This window comes from Acinetobacter johnsonii ANC 3681 (assembly GCF_000368805.1).
In the GTDB taxonomy this organism is placed as follows: domain Bacteria; phylum Pseudomonadota; class Gammaproteobacteria; order Pseudomonadales; family Moraxellaceae; genus Acinetobacter; species Acinetobacter johnsonii.
The window spans coordinates 228,546-245,313 of sequence record NZ_KB849705.1; the positions used below are offsets into that span (position 1 = coordinate 228,546).

The 16,768-nt window shown below is 41.5% G+C and carries 14 protein-coding genes; 3 read left to right on the forward strand and 11 right to left on the reverse strand.

What is annotated here, in order from left to right; translation table 11 throughout:
• Positions 1-82: 82 nt before the first annotated feature.
• Complete coding sequence (locus F946_RS05380; RefSeq protein ID WP_004693316.1) at positions 83-982, reverse strand: LysR family transcriptional regulator; 900 nt, start codon at positions 980-982, stop codon at positions 83-85.
• A gap of 100 nt (positions 983-1,082) precedes the next feature.
• Between F946_RS05380 and F946_RS05385 the strand changes: the two genes are divergently transcribed.
• Positions 1,083-1,499, forward strand: a complete 417-nt coding sequence (locus F946_RS05385) for a CidA/LrgA family protein (protein WP_004979951.1) — start codon at positions 1,083-1,085, stop codon at positions 1,497-1,499.
• Positions 1,500-1,508: 9 nt separating this feature from the next.
• Positions 1,509-2,210: an LrgB family protein gene (locus F946_RS05390; protein WP_004979952.1), complete on the forward strand. Its 702-nt coding sequence runs from the start codon at positions 1,509-1,511 to the stop codon at positions 2,208-2,210.
• An 18-nt stretch (positions 2,211-2,228) separates the two neighbouring features.
• Here the strand turns inward: F946_RS05390 and F946_RS05395 are convergent, their stop codons facing one another.
• From F946_RS05395 to F946_RS05440, 10 genes are all read right to left on the reverse strand, one after another.
• Positions 2,229-3,455, reverse strand: coding sequence for an MFS transporter (locus F946_RS05395; RefSeq protein ID WP_004979953.1), 1,227 nt, complete (start codon positions 3,453-3,455; stop codon positions 2,229-2,231).
• A 78-nt stretch (positions 3,456-3,533) separates the two neighbouring features.
• The gene (locus F946_RS05400; protein WP_004979954.1) at positions 3,534-5,798 is read right to left on the reverse strand and encodes a TonB-dependent receptor; all 2,265 of its coding nucleotides are present in this window, start codon (positions 5,796-5,798) and stop codon (positions 3,534-3,536) included.
• A 15-nt stretch (positions 5,799-5,813) separates the two neighbouring features.
• Positions 5,814-7,073 (reverse strand): MFS transporter, encoded by a 1,260-nt coding sequence (locus F946_RS05405; RefSeq protein WP_004979957.1) that lies wholly within the window; start codon positions 7,071-7,073, stop codon positions 5,814-5,816.
• Entirely contained in the window at positions 7,061-7,441 is a 381-nt protein-coding gene (locus tag F946_RS05410) for a hypothetical protein (protein WP_004979960.1), read from the reverse strand. The genes F946_RS05405 and F946_RS05410 overlap by 13 nt, the downstream gene beginning before the upstream one ends.
• Positions 7,438-8,082, reverse strand: coding sequence for a GNAT family N-acetyltransferase (locus tag F946_RS05415; protein WP_004979962.1), 645 nt, complete (start codon positions 8,080-8,082; stop codon positions 7,438-7,440). The genes F946_RS05410 and F946_RS05415 overlap by 4 nt, the downstream gene beginning before the upstream one ends.
• A 28-nt stretch (positions 8,083-8,110) precedes the next feature.
• Entirely contained in the window at positions 8,111-9,946 is a 1,836-nt protein-coding gene (locus tag F946_RS05420; protein WP_004979965.1) for an IucA/IucC family protein, read from the reverse strand.
• Positions 9,943-11,394, reverse strand: a complete 1,452-nt coding sequence (locus F946_RS05425; protein ID WP_004979968.1) for a lysine N(6)-hydroxylase/L-ornithine N(5)-oxygenase family protein — start codon at positions 11,392-11,394, stop codon at positions 9,943-9,945. The genes F946_RS05420 and F946_RS05425 overlap by 4 nt, the downstream gene beginning before the upstream one ends.
• Positions 11,387-13,171 (reverse strand): IucA/IucC family protein, encoded by a 1,785-nt coding sequence (locus F946_RS05430; protein WP_004979970.1) that lies wholly within the window; start codon positions 13,169-13,171, stop codon positions 11,387-11,389. The genes F946_RS05425 and F946_RS05430 overlap by 8 nt, the downstream gene beginning before the upstream one ends.
• 417 nt (positions 13,172-13,588) lie before the next feature.
• A complete protein-coding gene (gene ybaK / locus F946_RS05435; protein WP_004979971.1) occupies positions 13,589-14,056 on the reverse strand; it encodes a Cys-tRNA(Pro) deacylase in 468 nt (155 codons plus the stop codon).
• A gap of 167 nt (positions 14,057-14,223) precedes the next feature.
• Positions 14,224-15,420 carry an alkane 1-monooxygenase gene (locus tag F946_RS05440; RefSeq protein WP_004979972.1) on the reverse strand — a complete coding sequence of 399 codons (1,197 nt, stop codon included), beginning with the start codon at positions 15,418-15,420 and terminating at the stop codon, positions 14,224-14,226.
• Between the two features lie 169 nt (positions 15,421-15,589).
• Between F946_RS05440 and F946_RS05445 the strand changes: the two genes are divergently transcribed.
• Entirely contained in the window at positions 15,590-16,537 is a 948-nt protein-coding gene (locus tag F946_RS05445) for a helix-turn-helix transcriptional regulator (RefSeq protein WP_004979973.1), read from the forward strand.
• Positions 16,538-16,768: the final 231 nt, after the last annotated feature.

The following is a 16,768-nucleotide window of genomic DNA, read 5'->3' on the forward strand; positions in this document are numbered from 1 at the left end:
TGTAATCAAAAGGTAATTTTAGATAATCAAAACGTAACCAAAGTGATCATTTTTTAATAAAGCGTGTCTGAAGATGAAACTTCTAAAAATGAATTTGATCTTTATATTCATCAATGATCGATAACCACGCACGTGTTGCAGGATTCATCACCACGGTTGAATTCCATGCCATATTTAAGTTCCAACGTAAGCTAGGTTGTTCCACTAAACTGACACTGAATTTTGCGCGATCTAACTGCTCACAATAAATTTGCGGCAATAAAGCAATACCGACACCTGACTCGACCATTTTGGCAATAAAGTCCCACTGGCTACTTTTGCATAACACTTTGGGTTCAAAACCAGCCGCCATCGCCGCATCTAGAATCACATGGTTTAAAGTAAAGGTGTCTGCATACAGTAAAAAGGATTCTTCTTTAAGTTCAGCAAACTGCACCACATCGCGCTTTCTCCACTGTGAATCGTAGTTGGAAAGCAAACACAACGGTGAATCGATAATTTGAATGCCTTGAATGCTGGGTTTTAACTCGCCCAATAGAATCCCAACGTCGATTTTTTTGGCCAAAATGGCTTCTTCAATGCCTGTCGCACCGACTTCTAAAAAGTTCAATTCAATGTTGGGATACAATTTGTGAAATTTAACGATTAAGGAACTCAACAATACTGAGCCTAAAGGTGGCAAACCCAATCTCAACACACCTTGTTTCAACCCACGAATTTGGTCTGCTGCTTCAAAGATCTGTTGCTCCTGCTGCAAAATCTGCAGGGCATGCAGATAGACTTGTTCTCCCATATAGGTCAGTTTGACTTCTCGCTTTCGCCCTGCTTCACCTTTATGAAATAGAGGCAGTCCTATCTCGTCTTCTAATTGTTTTAAAGATTTACTAATAGTGGGTTGAGTCACAGATAGTTCCTCCGCAGCAAGACTAAAACTGTGACTTTTCACCAGTTGCACAAATATTTTTAGCGCTTTAAAATCCAAAATTATTCCAATTAAGCATAATTATTATTTTATTATTCATAATTACACGATCAGGTCAAACTTAAAATAACACCAACAACTTATACTCTGTGGCCTTCCAATGCGTTCGTTCAAATTGCCTTATCGTTCTACTCTTCAAGTAGGTTTACTGATTGGGATTTGGTATATCGGAACGCTGATACAAGTCGCCCTGTCTTTACCGATATCAGGTGGGGTCGTGGGTCTAACGCTTTTACTTATTTCTCTGTTAGCGGGTCTATTTAAGCTGGACTGGATTAAGTCGGGTTCGGATTTACTTTTAGCTGAACTGTTGTTGTTTTTTATTCCTTGTATTATTGGCTTAATCAAATATAAACATCTTTTTCTTACCCAAGGTTGGCAACTCGTTTTATCTATTGTCCTTGGGACCATTTGCGTGATGACCTGCACTGCATACTGTGTTTTCTTGGGCTTTAAGATTGAAGCCAAGTTTCAAAAAAAGCCCAAGCAGTCACATCAGTTGAAAAGTCAAATTTAAGGAACAATCATGCATATTCATTTCGTTGCCTTGATCTGTTTTATCGGGACTGTACTGGCCTATCTTTGGGGTAAAAAGTTTTATCAAAAACATCCTTATGTATTGCTCTCACCAGCGGTTTTTATTCCCTGTCTGATTATTTTGTGTCTGGTGTTTTTCAACATCCAATATGACAACTATATGTACTACAGCAAATGGTTAGTCTGGATGTTAGGTCCTGCAACGGTCGCATTTGCCATCCCGATCTATGAATATCGCAAAGTCATTCAGCAGCATGCTTTTTCGATTGCTTTAGGCATTATCGTGGGTATGTTGGTTGGCGTAGTCAGCTCTTTTTACTTGGCACGTTTATTCCATTTTGATGCTGTGACCAGTTACAGTCTGATGAGCCGCTCTATCTCTACCCCTTTTGCCATGGAAGTCACGCAAGCCGTCGGAGGCTCAGTCGAGCTGGTGATTTTATTTACTGTGATTACGGGTATTGTTGGTGGGCTCTTGGCTAACACCGTATTACTTGTTCTAAAACTGGATTCTAAATTTGCTCAAGGTGCATCATTGGGTAGTGCCGCACATGGTTTTGGTACCAGCACTGCTTTCAGACGTCATAAAGAAGAAGGTGTCGCGGCCTGTCTCAGTATGGTTTTGGCAGGTATTTTCATGGTGCTGTTTGGCCCAAGTTTAATTCACGCTGTCGTTTATCTTCTTGGTTAAACATCCTGGATAAGGATCTCATGCCACACTACTGAGATCCTTGTTGACTTGTATGTGTTTAAAGCTAAAGTACAGTATTAGCCCCATCATCAATGCCAATAAAAAATAATAGGGTAAATGTTGATTCCACTGATATAAGCCTGTACTTAACAACGGTGCAAAAACGAAACTCAGTGCTTGCGTAGCTGTACATAAACTGGCAATTTTAGTTTGTAGCGTGGTTGGTGCGGTTTGGGCTGCCCCCGTCGTAAAAGCTGGGATTAAACAAGCCACGGCGATTCCGTAAAAAATATAAGCCGCTTGGAAAGTCCAAATCTGACTGGCGCTCAGTGAAAGTATTAAACCCAAAACCATAGTCACAAGACCGACCCAAAGCAATTGTTTAATCGACCACTTAAACCATTTTGAAATCGCTAATTGCATCAAAACGAGCGCTATCCCCACAATCAATGAACACTGAGAAAAATACATTGCACTCTGGTAGGTATCGAAATGGAATCGATCTTGGATATAAAAACCAGCGGTTAAATTCAGGGTGACAATAGCGACATATAAGCTAAAGCCCAGCAATAACCAAATCCCTAACTTTGACCATTGCAGCTTTTCTGTAGACACGTCTTGTAATTTAGCCGTGGTTTCATCCCGTTCTTGTGTCTGTGATGCTTGCTTCCCTTGAAAGGCCAGTACAATCCAAGCCGCCATACCCGTTAAAATAGCCACTGCGCCCCATAACGGTGTCAACATACTCCATGTCAGTAATAATGTCGTCGCTAAAGGACCAATCACCACGCCTAAGCTGTTCAGCGCGCCAAACTTCGCCATATTCTGACTACGTTCCTGCTCACTTTGAAAAGCCGTCATGACATAACTTTGCAGCGCAATCTGTGGCATCGCCATAAAAAAGCCAGTGCTGGCACGTGTCAATATGAGTAAACTAAACAAAACAGCAAATGAAATGGCATAACTCAGTCCATAGCTGAGTACCGCCGCAAATAAGCCCCAAGTGATCGCCATACCGATAAAACCGATACTTAACAATTGATAAATGCTGAATTTTTGAGTTTGTTTAGAAATATAAATAGCTGAGATGGCCATCACCAAAGCACCAGCCGAAACCAACGCTCCACCTTGCAGTTCCGTCAGCGCCAGTTGCCGAATAAACGGTGCAAGTAAAGGTAAAATCATCGAAAAACAAGCGCCATTGGCAAGGCTGCCTGCAATAAAGATTTTGTTATTGCTATTCATTTTATTATTTAAACCATTTCTTAAGGCGAGATTACAAAGCAAAGAGGTAGCTGAACGCTACCTCTTCTGGTTATGCAATTAATATTTTAATGTGTAGCTCAAACCATAGGTTCGACCTTGAGCAGCTAAGCTTGAAATAGCACCATAAACTGACTCCACCGATTGACTATAGACTGATTTGTAGTCCGTATTCCAAACGTTATACACACCAAAGCCCACAGTACCAGGACCAGCTTTTGCATTGGCAATCACATCCATCGTTGCAAAGCCTTTAATTTCAGCAGGAACCGTTGAACCGTATTTTTCAGCATCTTTTTTGGCTTTATCTGTACCACCGATAGCAAGAGCTTGAACGCGCAGGCTCATGTCATTGTTAAACTGCCACTCAGAAAATGCTGTACCTTTCAGTGGTGCAACACGAATTGCGTCTAGCTCTTGCCACTTTCCTACGGTATTTTTAAATTGTCCGCGGGTGTAGGCCATGGTTCCACCCACTGTCCAATTTGGCTGTAGTCGATATGACAGATTTCCTTCAACACCATAAACGCGTTCATCCGTATCTAGAACTTCAATCGTGTAGTTGGGACGTCCAAATTTTAGACTTTTATCTGAGTCATTATAGAAAGTGGTGACACTCGCATTTAAACCATTTGCAGCTTGTACACGCCAGCCCAGCTCATAGTTATTGACTTTAATTGGATCAATGGTTTGACTATTCACAGTAAAACTTGCTGGTACATCACGAAGCATACGTTGAATATCAGGTAAATTTGCTCCTTGAGAAAAGTTTGCAAAAATTTGTTGAGCATCTGTTAAGTGATAAACCGCGCCCAAATTAAATAATGCCGCATCATGCTTTACCTTACCGCCATTTAAAGTTTTGGCTTGGTAGCCTGGCTGCAAGTCCGCTGTAATTGCCTCCATATACGGCGTCGACTCCTCTACTTGGCTTTCTACACGCTCATAACGTACCCCTGCTTTTAAACCTAAACGATCCGTTACATCAAAGTCCGTTTGCACAAAAGTACCCAACTTTTCTGTTTCTACATCAGGTCCAAAAGCATAATAATTAAAAGGTTTATAATTTAGACCGTTGCTGGCAACAAATGCAGCACTATCATACATTTGAATATTTTGTTCATCTTGTTCATTTTCATAATCAATGCCGTAGCTGAGTCCCAAATTGCGACCATTTAAATCAAACTGTTTCTGCAAAGCAACACGCGCACCGTACACATCAATATCTGTTTCCGATTGATAAACGAGGTATAAACCGCCACCCATGGCTTGTGCTGAAGGAAACCAACGCGCCTGTTCGTTACGATAATACGCTTCGGCATTTAAGGTATGACCCAATACATTTTGATTTTCATATTGTGTATTAAACGCATAGCGTTCAGTTTGAGGTTGAGTCTCAAGTTGCATGCCTTTAACTGCTGCAAGGCTGGCTGTATAGGTCGGGTCTCGTTTTACATAAGCTAAATTTGGACCATAGTCAGGTCCATACTCACTGTCTTGTTCATCTTTAAAATATTGTGCACCAAAACTTAAACTTTGTTCATCTGAAATATTCCACGTCAAACGACCATTGAGGTCTAATGTGTCCGTATCTTGGCGGTCAGTCTGCGCAACCTCAGGTCCTATGCGGTTACCATGGCTGTCCTGAATTTCACCGCGTGTGGTATAACTTGCACCGAAAGCTCCTTGCAATGCACCTTGATTAAATAAGACACTTTGTGATGCTTCATAAGCCATAGCATCTGATTTAAAGTTATTACCCGCCGTCACCCCAACTTTAGTTTCAAAGCTAATTGGGTCTTGACCATCACGTTTAGTAATAATATTAATAATCCCGCCTGTTGCTCCAGAGCCATAAATACTGGTCGCCCCTGAAACCACCTCAATACGTTCAATCATAGACGGTTGAATGCTATTTAATTGGCGCGAACCATCGCGATAACCCGTTTGTGGCACACCATCAATCATGTACTGCACCACACGACCACGCATGGTCATGCCATAGTTTGAGGTTGTTCCGCTACTCGGTGTAAGGGATGGAACCAGTGTTCCCAAAATATCTGCAATGCTCTTGCCAGCATTGGCCTGTTTTTCAATTTCAGCTTGGTCAATGCTGTAAACTGTCCCCGCAATGTCTGCAATACTCTTTGCAGAGCGGGTTGCTGTCACTACAATCGGTGCAAGTTGTGTGGTTTCTTTTTGTTGGGCCTCAACACTGCTCGTCTGACTTGCTGAATTTGTTACAACGTTATCTTGAGCATATAACTGTGTACATACAGCCAGTGTTAAACAAGTCAACTGCATAGGTAACATAAAACGGTTCATTTCTTTTTCCTTTTATTAAATTTCTTGATTCAACAGTTTTTGTTGAGTTTTTTGATGACGTGCAATGATGTATTGGCTCAGTAGTACACTGACTACAGACGCAACCGCCAACACCACATAAAAATTGCCATAGCCAAGTGATTTGGCTAAAAAGCCCGATGCGGCTCCCCCGATGAAATAAACCAACAGTTCAAAACACACCAAGATGGTGAAGTCGGTGCCTGCCTGTTCTTTGGAACTGCTTTGCATGAAATAGGCATATAACGAAGTCATCGCGACATAACGAATCGCAAGCATAACAATGACAAATCCCCCCAAGAGCAAATACCAATGGTTTAACCAACCCAAAATAATGGCTGCGCCAATCACCCCATACAATGCTGTTCGGCACCACCCCGCCCAAATGAGCAACTGTGTAGCCTGAATTTTTTTCAGTAAAAATGCGGCACTCACAGCAGCCAACAAACCAACACCTGCTCCAATCACAGACATCAGTAGCCCAATTTGGGCAAGCGTCCATTTTTGGTCAATCAGCATTGGATTGAGCATCGCCATTGCCGGTGCTTCTACCACGCGATAACACAGGATCAGTGCCAAGGCAGATAAAATTTCAGGGCGTTTAAAAGCACGGACTAAGCTTGGAGCTTGTTTGGCAATATTTGTCTGTTCGTTTGTATTTTCTTGAATATAAAAAACAGCAAACATCGTTAAAGCGGTCATAAGTGCTAAACATACCAATGCACTTTCCCAGCCATAGTACTGGTAGAGCCACAGTGTAGCTGCGCCCCCCAACATACTCCCCAAAGCGACTCCTATACTCTGAGCCATACTGCCTAGGCGGTAATCAGACGCTGAAAAAGTTTCTACGGTATAACCATCTATGGCAATGTCTTGGGTCGCCGCAAAGCTTGAAATCCACAAACCAATCACAACAAACACCACCAGCCCGTAAGAGAACTGGGTAAAGGCCAAGGCCAATACTCCAAGTACCAGTGCTACTTGTGTAAAGAGCAACCATGTTTTTCGTTTACCTAACTTTTTGATATAAAGCCGGTCGATGAGTGGTGCCCATAAAAACTTAAACGCCCATGGAATATAAAGCAGCGACAGCATTCCAATCCAACGTAAATCTACCCCCTGATGTCGCAAAATAGCGGGCAATGCCACATTGTAAAAATACAAAGGCAAGGCATGTGCCAGATATAAAACAATGACAACGGCTAAGCTCAAAGCTGAGATTTGGCGTGTTGCTCTTTGTATATTTAGGTTTTGCATATCCACCTCTGCACTGCCCATTGCAGTGCATCAGAATGATCAAGTGTGACGTAGTAAGGCACCCGCCATGCAGCATGCAGTGAAGGTGTATTCAGTCGTTGTTGATCGGTTGGGTCTTGTGCAATTCGAACCAGACCCAAGCAATATTGAAAAAAAAGTTGTTTGTATTTTTTGTACCAAACCGCTTGCAGTTGACGGTATTCCTCAGGAAATTCCGTACCGATATCGGTTTGCATGACCAAAACAAAGTGCTGTTTTTTTAAGAAAAAACGTTCGACTTGGCTGAGCCATTGTTCAAATTCGGCGACAGTAACATGCGCTGAAAAGCGCATGTCCATGATTTGTATATGTTCTGAGCTATAGCTCATGTAAGTTCCTCAGTCCTATTGAGTGGGTTATGGTTTTGCATAAATGCATTTGAATCAGTTAAATACCCTCCAAATTTTTCATAGAATTTTTGTTTAAAGCAGTAATACAACATGGCCGTTTTTTCAGGCATCGGGATCAAGCGCTGCGCCTCATAGCACATTTCTTCGACCACTGCGGCATAGGGTTTAACCGTATGGTCAGGCTCCCCGACAATTTTGTCGGAGGGTGCATTTTCAAAAATATAGAAACCTAATAGCCGCATTACTGGACGCAAGTAGCCTTTGCCAAAAGCCGACTTTTCACCAAACAGTAAGTGCCAACCGAGATCTAAATCATGACCATCGTAATAACGTCCTAGACGGTCACGCTTACCTTCATAGATTTCGGTATAGCCTACATCCTGTCCATCCACCCCAACGATCAACAAACGGTGATGATCATCGGCCAGCATTTTTTCAAAATACACCGCGAGATCAATTTCAGACTTATTCAGCTGCCACTGTGGAATAACATGAGGTTCATGCATCCATTTATGTAACTGTACTAAGTCCTGCGGATACTGTACTTGGCGCAAGTAAAATTGCGTCTCATTCTCATAATATTCGTAAAAATCGGGAAGTTGCTGTGAAAGTGTTTTCATGTGGTAGTCTGCTAAATTTTTTGGTTTTTTATGATGCAATACGCTTTGTGGTTGTATCGTCAGTTGACTTAGATACCTGCTCTAACCATCGTTTTAAAGTTTCAGGGCTGACAGGATTGGCAATTGGATCTAAAAATACAGGGACAGGACGTTCTGCCTCATCGTTATAACTGGTGGTAAATAGGCGCACTCGGTTTAAACAAATTTTTTCAAATTCGGCTCTAAACATGGCAAATTTTTCAATGCGTTCTGCCAACTCTGGATGCGCCTGATGAAAAGCATCAATGACCGATGAAATGGTTTGCCAAAATTCAACTTCGCTATGCTCAGGGTAGTCTTGTAAAAATACATTACAGATATAACGGTAATGCACCATAAATAGCCCAGTGAAAATAAAATGGCTGAGTTCATGCGCAGGATGACGCAGTAAAATTTGCCCTTCAATAGGTAAACTGGCCAATTCTGGAAAGTCTTCATCAACCAAATTGACATCATCAATAAAGTCTTTCAGCACCATTTTCTGCGGTACGCCATTGGCATGAATAAGCATGGTATTTTCCCCATGTGGAGAAAAAGCCAAGCCATATTTGTACAAGCAGATTAAGAGTGGAGTAACAGATACTTCGGCAAAGCGTTTTAACCACTGTAATGGACTCAAACCCGACGCCTGAATCAACACAGCTAATATTGACTGGCCATTGATATCTCGATGTAATAAAGCCGCTTGAGAAAGTGCCTGTTCACCTGTTCCAATCACTGGATCTACACTTTCACGCCACAAACATCCAAACAGTTCTTTAAACTGATACGGCGCACCTTCAATCTGATCAAAACAAGGCTGATGAATAGTCAAAGTTGCAACTTCACCTAAGAATGCAACGCCTGACTGTTTCAAGTCTGAATCTTGAGATTGAATCTGCTTTAACCAAGCTGTGACGGCTGGAGCTGCTAAGTTTCGTTTAGACGGCAACCCACGATACACCGCAGTATTGAAGATACTGACAGGTAATTTGACATAATGACGCTCAGGCTGACTGATATTGCAAAGTGTGCGAATCGACTGCATAGGTACATAGTCATCTTGCCCAACGCCTAGTTCAATAATGCGCTGATCCACGATTTCATTGGCATAGGTTGGCACTAACCATTGATGCCACTGCCATGCATGTACTGGAATAAGGAAATAGTCATGACAAGAGCAGCCTCTCTCATGTAACTGTTGTTCAAAACTCTCTAACTCTTCTGCATCCAACTCATATTGATAAAGTCTCCCTGCTTGCCACTCCTCGGTAGAACGGAACTCTGCCAAATCACGATGCACCGCGAGCCACAGCACTTTGACCGTTGGCGAAAGTTCTGGAGCGGCACTTAAGTAGTCGTCATAACCAAAACCCATACGACCTTTGCTCATAATCAACCACGGATGACCACGGAGCATACCTTCAATTTCATGATGCGATGCCGTCAATGCTGCTTCACTGCTTAAACGACTTTCATCAAATAAATGTGCCTCAGCTAACCATGTATTGTTCATTTCTTTGATCAAATACGCCTTAGTAAAAGGCTTAACTTCAGTTTGATTTGAAAAGGCGCGAATAAAAGTATGTAAGTTCCATGCAGGCTGGTCTTCAACCGTGCTCAATTCGCGTACTGAACCCTCCTCAATCTGCCAATGTCCCAATAAATAGTTTTGTGCTTTAAAAGTATAGGTTTGATCATCCAACATGAGCTGATAACGATTGTCCTTTAAATGGCTTACTTGAATAATTTCTTCATATAAAAATTCAGCAATCGCCATTTCAATTAAACGCTGTCCTGCCAAGCGCCACTGTTTCTGATTCACTTGAAGTTGTGCAAAGCTCATATGATTTTCTCGAATGTATAAGGCTGCATAGAGGGATGTGACCCTGTTTGTATTTTGCGCTGCTCAATATTTTTTGATTTGGGAATCGATGGTGCTAAAACTGCTGTTCGTGTAATAGATGTGTCATTCTGCACATACATTTCAGGGTTCTGCTCAGCGCTGAAATGCTGAAAGGTCTGTTCATTACTGTCCAGCTCATAAAGCTGATAACCCAGTAGTTGATTGGCAATGGTCGCAGCACGAAAAGCGCCTAAACCTAAATCTGGTGTACCTACGCCATGACTGTGCATTTCTTGGTTTTGCACATAAATTTCACCCATTCCTGTATGCTGCAAGCGATAGTCTTGGCTCACTTTCCAACGCCCCGCTTGATCTGTTGTAATCAAGGGCTTTAAGTATTTTAAAAATGAAAACTCAGGGCTGTAATAACCTGTAGATGCCACTACAAAATCAACATCCATATAAAAACGTTGCTCGGTTACGGTATGTTCAAGGCTCAAGCGAATCTGCTGACTTTCCAGTAACTCAGCATCAAGCAACTGAATTTGTGCATGCAAATGTGTTGCTTGTGCAGCAGAGGCAATACTACGGTGGTAAAGTTTTTGGTAAATCTCACGTATGGTTTTGGCACTAATACCTTTGTACAGCAAGCTTTGATCTTTCAACTGCGCTGCTTTTTGTGTTTCTGAAAGTCTATAAAAATGTTGGGTATAGTTCGGACTAAAATGTTCCAAGCCCAAAGGTGCATATTCCATCGGGAAAAAGCCATTGGAACGCGTCAGCCAATGCAACTTAAAGTTAGCCGTTGCTACACAGTCATGTTGATACTGCTGATCGAACAAATCTAAAAAGACTTCAGCAGAAGACTGACCTGAACCTAAAACTACGACATTACCTTTGAGCTTGTCTTTTTTATGGGTTAAGTAATCTGCCGAATGAATACATTTTTCAGGGACTTGCTGTTGTAACTTACGCAGACATTCAGGTAGATAAGGCTGGTTTCCCGAACCAATCACCAAGTTTCGACACAAGTAACGAATAAAACGCCCGCCTTGCTCAACCACCACCTCAAAACCTTCGCTTTTGGCATAAATGGCCTTCACCGTCGATTGGTACTGTATATGACCCAGTTGATCCGCCACCCATTGGCAATAATGGTTATATTCACGGCGCGGAATATGAGGCTGCTCAAGGAAGTAGAACTTATATAAGCGCTGCTGTGATTTTAGGTAATTCAAAAAACTTAACGGACTGGTCGGATCGACCATCGACACCAAATCCGCCATGAATGGAACTTGTAAGACCGTATTGGGAAGTTGCATACCTGCATGCCAGTCGAACTGCGCTTTTTTTTCAAAAAACAAATAGTGCAGTTCAGTCTTTTCATGTAACAAACTGGCTAGGCTTAAGTTAAATGGCCCAAGGCCAATCGCAATAAAATCAAGCATAGAGAGCATCCTCTTGTTTGATATACAGCGGATTGGCTAACTGAATATAGACAGACTGATTTTCAACGGGTGCAATCAATTCATCCAGTTCATATAAACGGGTCAGTAAGTTACCCTTATAAGGCAGCGTCGGTTGATACAACAGACTTTGAATCAAACTACTCTCTGGATATTGCTTCAACAGGTCAAAGAGGTGTTGCTGTAAAACAGACAGTAAATCTTGCTCACTAACAAAACCTGTTGCACCGATGGCATTGATGATGCCAAACAAGGTATTGCCAAAGAAATAATAACTAAAGCGCTCATCGACAAAAGCCTTTGAACCTACCGCATGGGCTTTATCATTCAGTTCTGGAAATTGTTGTAAAATTTCATCTGCGAATTCTTCGATATAATAAAAACCTTGATTGTCCCGTAGCCATAGCCACTGTGGCCAGCCATCTTTCAATTCAACCAAGACATTTTGCTGATGTGACTCAAAGGCCATACCATAACGATGGTAGACGTACATGAGTGGGCTCAGACTGATGTTTAAAAAGGTCTTAAACCAATCATGAGCGATTTGTGCTTTATCATTTAACTTTTGTTGAGAAGCAATTTGATCAAATAATGCATTAAAACGATTACGTTCTTCTACGGGATGATCCTGACACAATGAAGCAATACACGTGACTTGCTGTTCGGGAATAAAAGGCTGATCACGCACAATACAAATCGTTTCATCGATGATTTCACCATCCAACTGAAGAGCAATCCACGCCGGATCATTCACCGCTTTTAGGCTTGGACATTGTTTTAAAATACTTTGCCCTAACTCACTGTGCCAAAGCCGATGCGTCATTTCACCGCGGTGACATTCTTTTGCTAAATTGACGCGGATAGAGTTGGTAATCATCACTGAAAGCGATGGTTTCAGCATCCACGACGCGTTAAAACTCGCCAAAGTACGTACAGAAGTGGTTGGTGAAAATATCCATGCTTTTTCGCCCAAATCGATGATTTTTAGTTTAGCCTTTAAACTTTTAAACCATACTTTGCTTTGTAAATAGCGGGCTTGCCATGGATGCAGTGGTAGCAGTTTGTAATGTGCATATGCAGCTAAGGTTTCAAGTTCCGATTCAGACAAATGCCATTTGATTTCTTGTTTAAGTTGTATTGAAAAAGCCTGCTCAAGCGCTGTTCCTTCTGCAATATATTCCGGTGCCACCAGCCAATAATGCAGCTGGGTCTGACCACAAGCTTCTGGTGAATATTTTTGCCAGTCCTCATGGACAAAACCTGTTCGGCTTTTCGGTGCAGGATGCATGCTATGACCTAAAATCAATGCCTGTTCAGACTCTATGAAACCTTGCTCAACCTGTACGAGCGCATCAAAATCTTCTGCCCGAATATTTAAAAACTGTTGTAATGCATCACGACTTTGAATCCAACGCTCAACCAAGGATGCTGCATCGACATGGCCTTCGGATTGTTGCACTAACTCTTCTAGTAGCAAACTGACCATGGCTGCTGCGCTAAAGTTAAGCTTTTGGCCTTTTTGAAAAATTTGCGGTAAAGCCGCAATACGATGTCGCCCAACACGACTGACATAGCTTAATGGAACAAAAAGCTGTGCTTGGATTAAACTAAGCGGCAAAGATAACAGCGTCAAACCTTGGCTAAACGCGAGTTGAGTTGAATTTTGTTGATACTTCTCAAACAAGCTCGCCTTGCTTGTTTCTTGTGAGTATGCATTGACAAGATGCTGCATCGCCAAGCGATTGGCTAGCTCTTTCATCTGACCATTTCCTCTTTTTAAAGCTTATTCCAAGCTCATTTCATGTAATTATGTTTCTTAAAGGTGTTCACGTTGGCCAACGCTGCAAAAGCATATTAATGGTAATTATTATCATTTATCTTTGCAATTTTGTTTAGTTTTGGAAATATACGCACTACACCAACATATATTATTGTTTTTTAATACTTTTAAAAATTTAATCAGTTTTTCTAATAAAGCCTATACGAAATTACACCATAGCTTTAAATGATAGTTTATGAATTTATAATTGATTCGAACTATAAAATTTCCCTATATTTCATAAGGAAAAGCCCATTCAGTCCCCTGAATGGGCTTTCATTTGTGCTCGAATTAATACTCAAAAGAGCTCAACGCTTAAATCAAATAGGGATGAAGCAGTGAAGACATCACTGTTCTTTATTCATCCAGTACATCTGCAAAAGTGGCTGAAAGTACTTTTGCTAAATCCTGTGGTTTTAAACCGATATCTAAGCCGCGCTTCCCCCCACTGACATAGAGTTTTTCCAACTGTACTGCGCTTTGGTCTATCACGGTTTTTAACCTTTTTTTCTGTCCAACAGGACTAATCCCACCGACCAAATAACCTGTCAGTCGTTCTGCATCTTTAGGGTCGGACATTTTTAGTTTTTTTGCGCCCACTGCATGTGCAACTTTTTTCAAGTTTAACTGATGGTGTACAGGAAGAATCGCAACAAAATAGTTTTTTTCATCGGTCACCAACAGTGTTTTAAATACTTCTTCGACACGTAGATTTAATTTTTCCGCAGCTTCAAGCCCGAAGCTTTTTGCATTGGCATCATGTTCATATTCATGAATAGAAAAATCGATTTTATTGGCTTTTAAAAGTTTGGTTGCAGGTGTCATTTCTGTTCAATATTTTCACTACATACTCGGCATTATATGCCTATTCAAAAAGAAAGTTTAGCGGTACGCCTATCATGATCATCGAACTTACAGGCACTCAACGAATCAATGACTGTAAGTTCGATGTCAACTATGTATTCAGCTTGTTATCGCTGAAATATCACAGTTTAGTCAGCACCTAATCCAAATTTCTTAAAGATTTGAGCACGGCGCTTTGGCAAAATATTGGCTTTGGTCAAATCACCTTCGTAGTGATCAAACACTCGTTGATCCATCATTTTAAACCACAGCTTTGGAATTAATGCTGGAATTAACATGGTGGCATAACCACTCGGTAGCTCAGGGGCTTCATCAAAATGCCTTAAGGCCTGAAATGGGCGGGTTGGATAGGCATGATGATCTGAATGGCGTTGTAACTGGTATAAGAATAAGTTAGTCACAATGTTGTTATTATTCCAGCTGTGTTCTGGCATGGTTCGCGCATAGCTGCCATCTTCTTTTTGGCTACGCTTTAAACCATAGTGTTCGATATAATTAATAATTTCAAACAGACTCACGCCATAAAATGCTTGTGTCGCCAGATATGGCATCACTTTTTTACCAAACAACTTCAACATGGTTGCATGAAAGCCAGCACTCATTGCCCACCCATGAAACAGTTCATTTTCTTTGGAGAAGAAAGACAGTCCTTTTCGTTTTAGGCGTTTATGTTCAATTTCAACAGCCGACTTCAACCCACCGAAAACGGTACGCGGCCAAAACTCATAAAAAGTCTCGCCCATTTTCGATGAAGCAGGATCTTCTGGCGTTGCAGCACGTTTATGATGCCCATAAGGGTGCTCAATGCGGAAATGGTTGTAGACCAACGGCGCTAAAGTCATATGTGACCAATAATGATCTGATTTTTTAGGACGATGGCACAGCTCATGTGCTGTATTTACCGCTACTCCATTAATTGCCCCCATGGAAATGCCCAATAATATTTGGTCGAGCATCGATACATTTTGGCGAGTCACCACATAACCTGCAAACAAATTGGCTGCCATTTGTAGCGGAATGAACAATTTCACAATACGATCATAGTACGGGTCATTCACCAAGACCTTAATTTCATCATCTGAAGGGTTGTTTTCATCCGCACCGACCAGACCATCTACCGCTGGAATAATGACATGCAGTAACAGCGGCCCACCCAAAGCGAATATTTTCTTGGTGGGTTTCGGACCAAAATGATAGCCCGCTAAAATGCCCATGCCAATCACAGGAAGCCCAGGACTCAATAACCAGCCAAAACGCTTTTTATCGATCCCTGCTGCATTTTTGACGACCACGCTAGAATTCGTCATTTTCACTGATGCATTCATTACCATTCTTCCAATTTTCTTGTTATGCCTTTATATTTCTAGAAATGGGTCATAAAGAACAGTTGCTAACGTCCAAGAAAACAGTGTAATCGTCCTTGGCCTGAAATGACTAAAATTGACCCTAAATCAAATATTAAGCCTAAGAAATAAAGACTAGAAACCGTAAAGTATGGATGCTTTAAGTAAAATTTTTGAAGATATACACCTCAACCAATCTGAGTACCTCTACCTTAAACCGCATGGTGAGTGGGCTTTTCGCTACACAGAACAATCCACCATGATGGCCTATGCGGTACTTCAAGGACAATTCACCATTTGTTTAGATTCTAAACAAATTATTGTTGCTGAAGTCGGAGACTTGATCTTACTCCCTTCAGGGCCAAGTCATGAGTGTCGATCCTCAACCACCGACCAACTATTGGAAGTATTCGATATTTCTGACTTATTTGCCCAAAACCAACACAAAGAAGTCTCTTTTGGTAGTGATGCGACACAACAAGAAACCGTGATCTTGGCCTTACATGCACATATGGACCCTATTATGGCGCGTCCGTTGGTACAGGCCTTACCCGCGTTTATTCACCTTCAACACAAAGATCTCAGCACGGTTCCTGAATGGTTGCAAATTGGGCTGCAGTTTCTCGCTCTAGAAGTCCAACGCATACGCCCGGGTCGTGACAAAATTTTGGATCATTTGGTGAGTATTTTATTAATTGAATGTGTGCGTGATTATATTGATGCGCTGCAAGACTCGAACAATTGGCTGAGTGCTTTATCTCATCCTGAACTATCCAATGCACTTGCAAAAATTCATGCGGAACCTTCACAGCCTTGGACAGTTGAGTCCCTTGCAGAACAGTGTTGTATGTCACGTTCTAAATTTGCCACATTGTTTAGCCAAATTTTAGGCACTAGCCCTTTGGCTTATTTGCAACAACATCGTCTGCGTTTAGCTGCCCAATACTTACGTAATGGACAAGGAACCATTCAGCAAATTGCACATCGGGTCGGATACAACTCAGAAACGGCTTTTAGCCAAAGCTTTAAACGACAGTATCAAATGAGCCCAAGCCAATATAGAAATAATCCAAACCCAACTGAAAATACTCATCCGTAATGGTTTAATAGCAATCTTCTCTCAGCTTATGTCTTTGTCCGTCGAGATAAATACCCTGAACTTGCAGACAAAGATTAGCATCTTGTGAAAATCACACTATAATATCCCGCATCCTTGCTAGAGATGGCTTCAAACCACTGCTTGTTTGTTCTTTTTCGCTCTAGCCACACTTTTTTAAGTCCAATATTCATCCGTGATTCGGCTTATTTTTCAATATTTTATCTCTTGTAT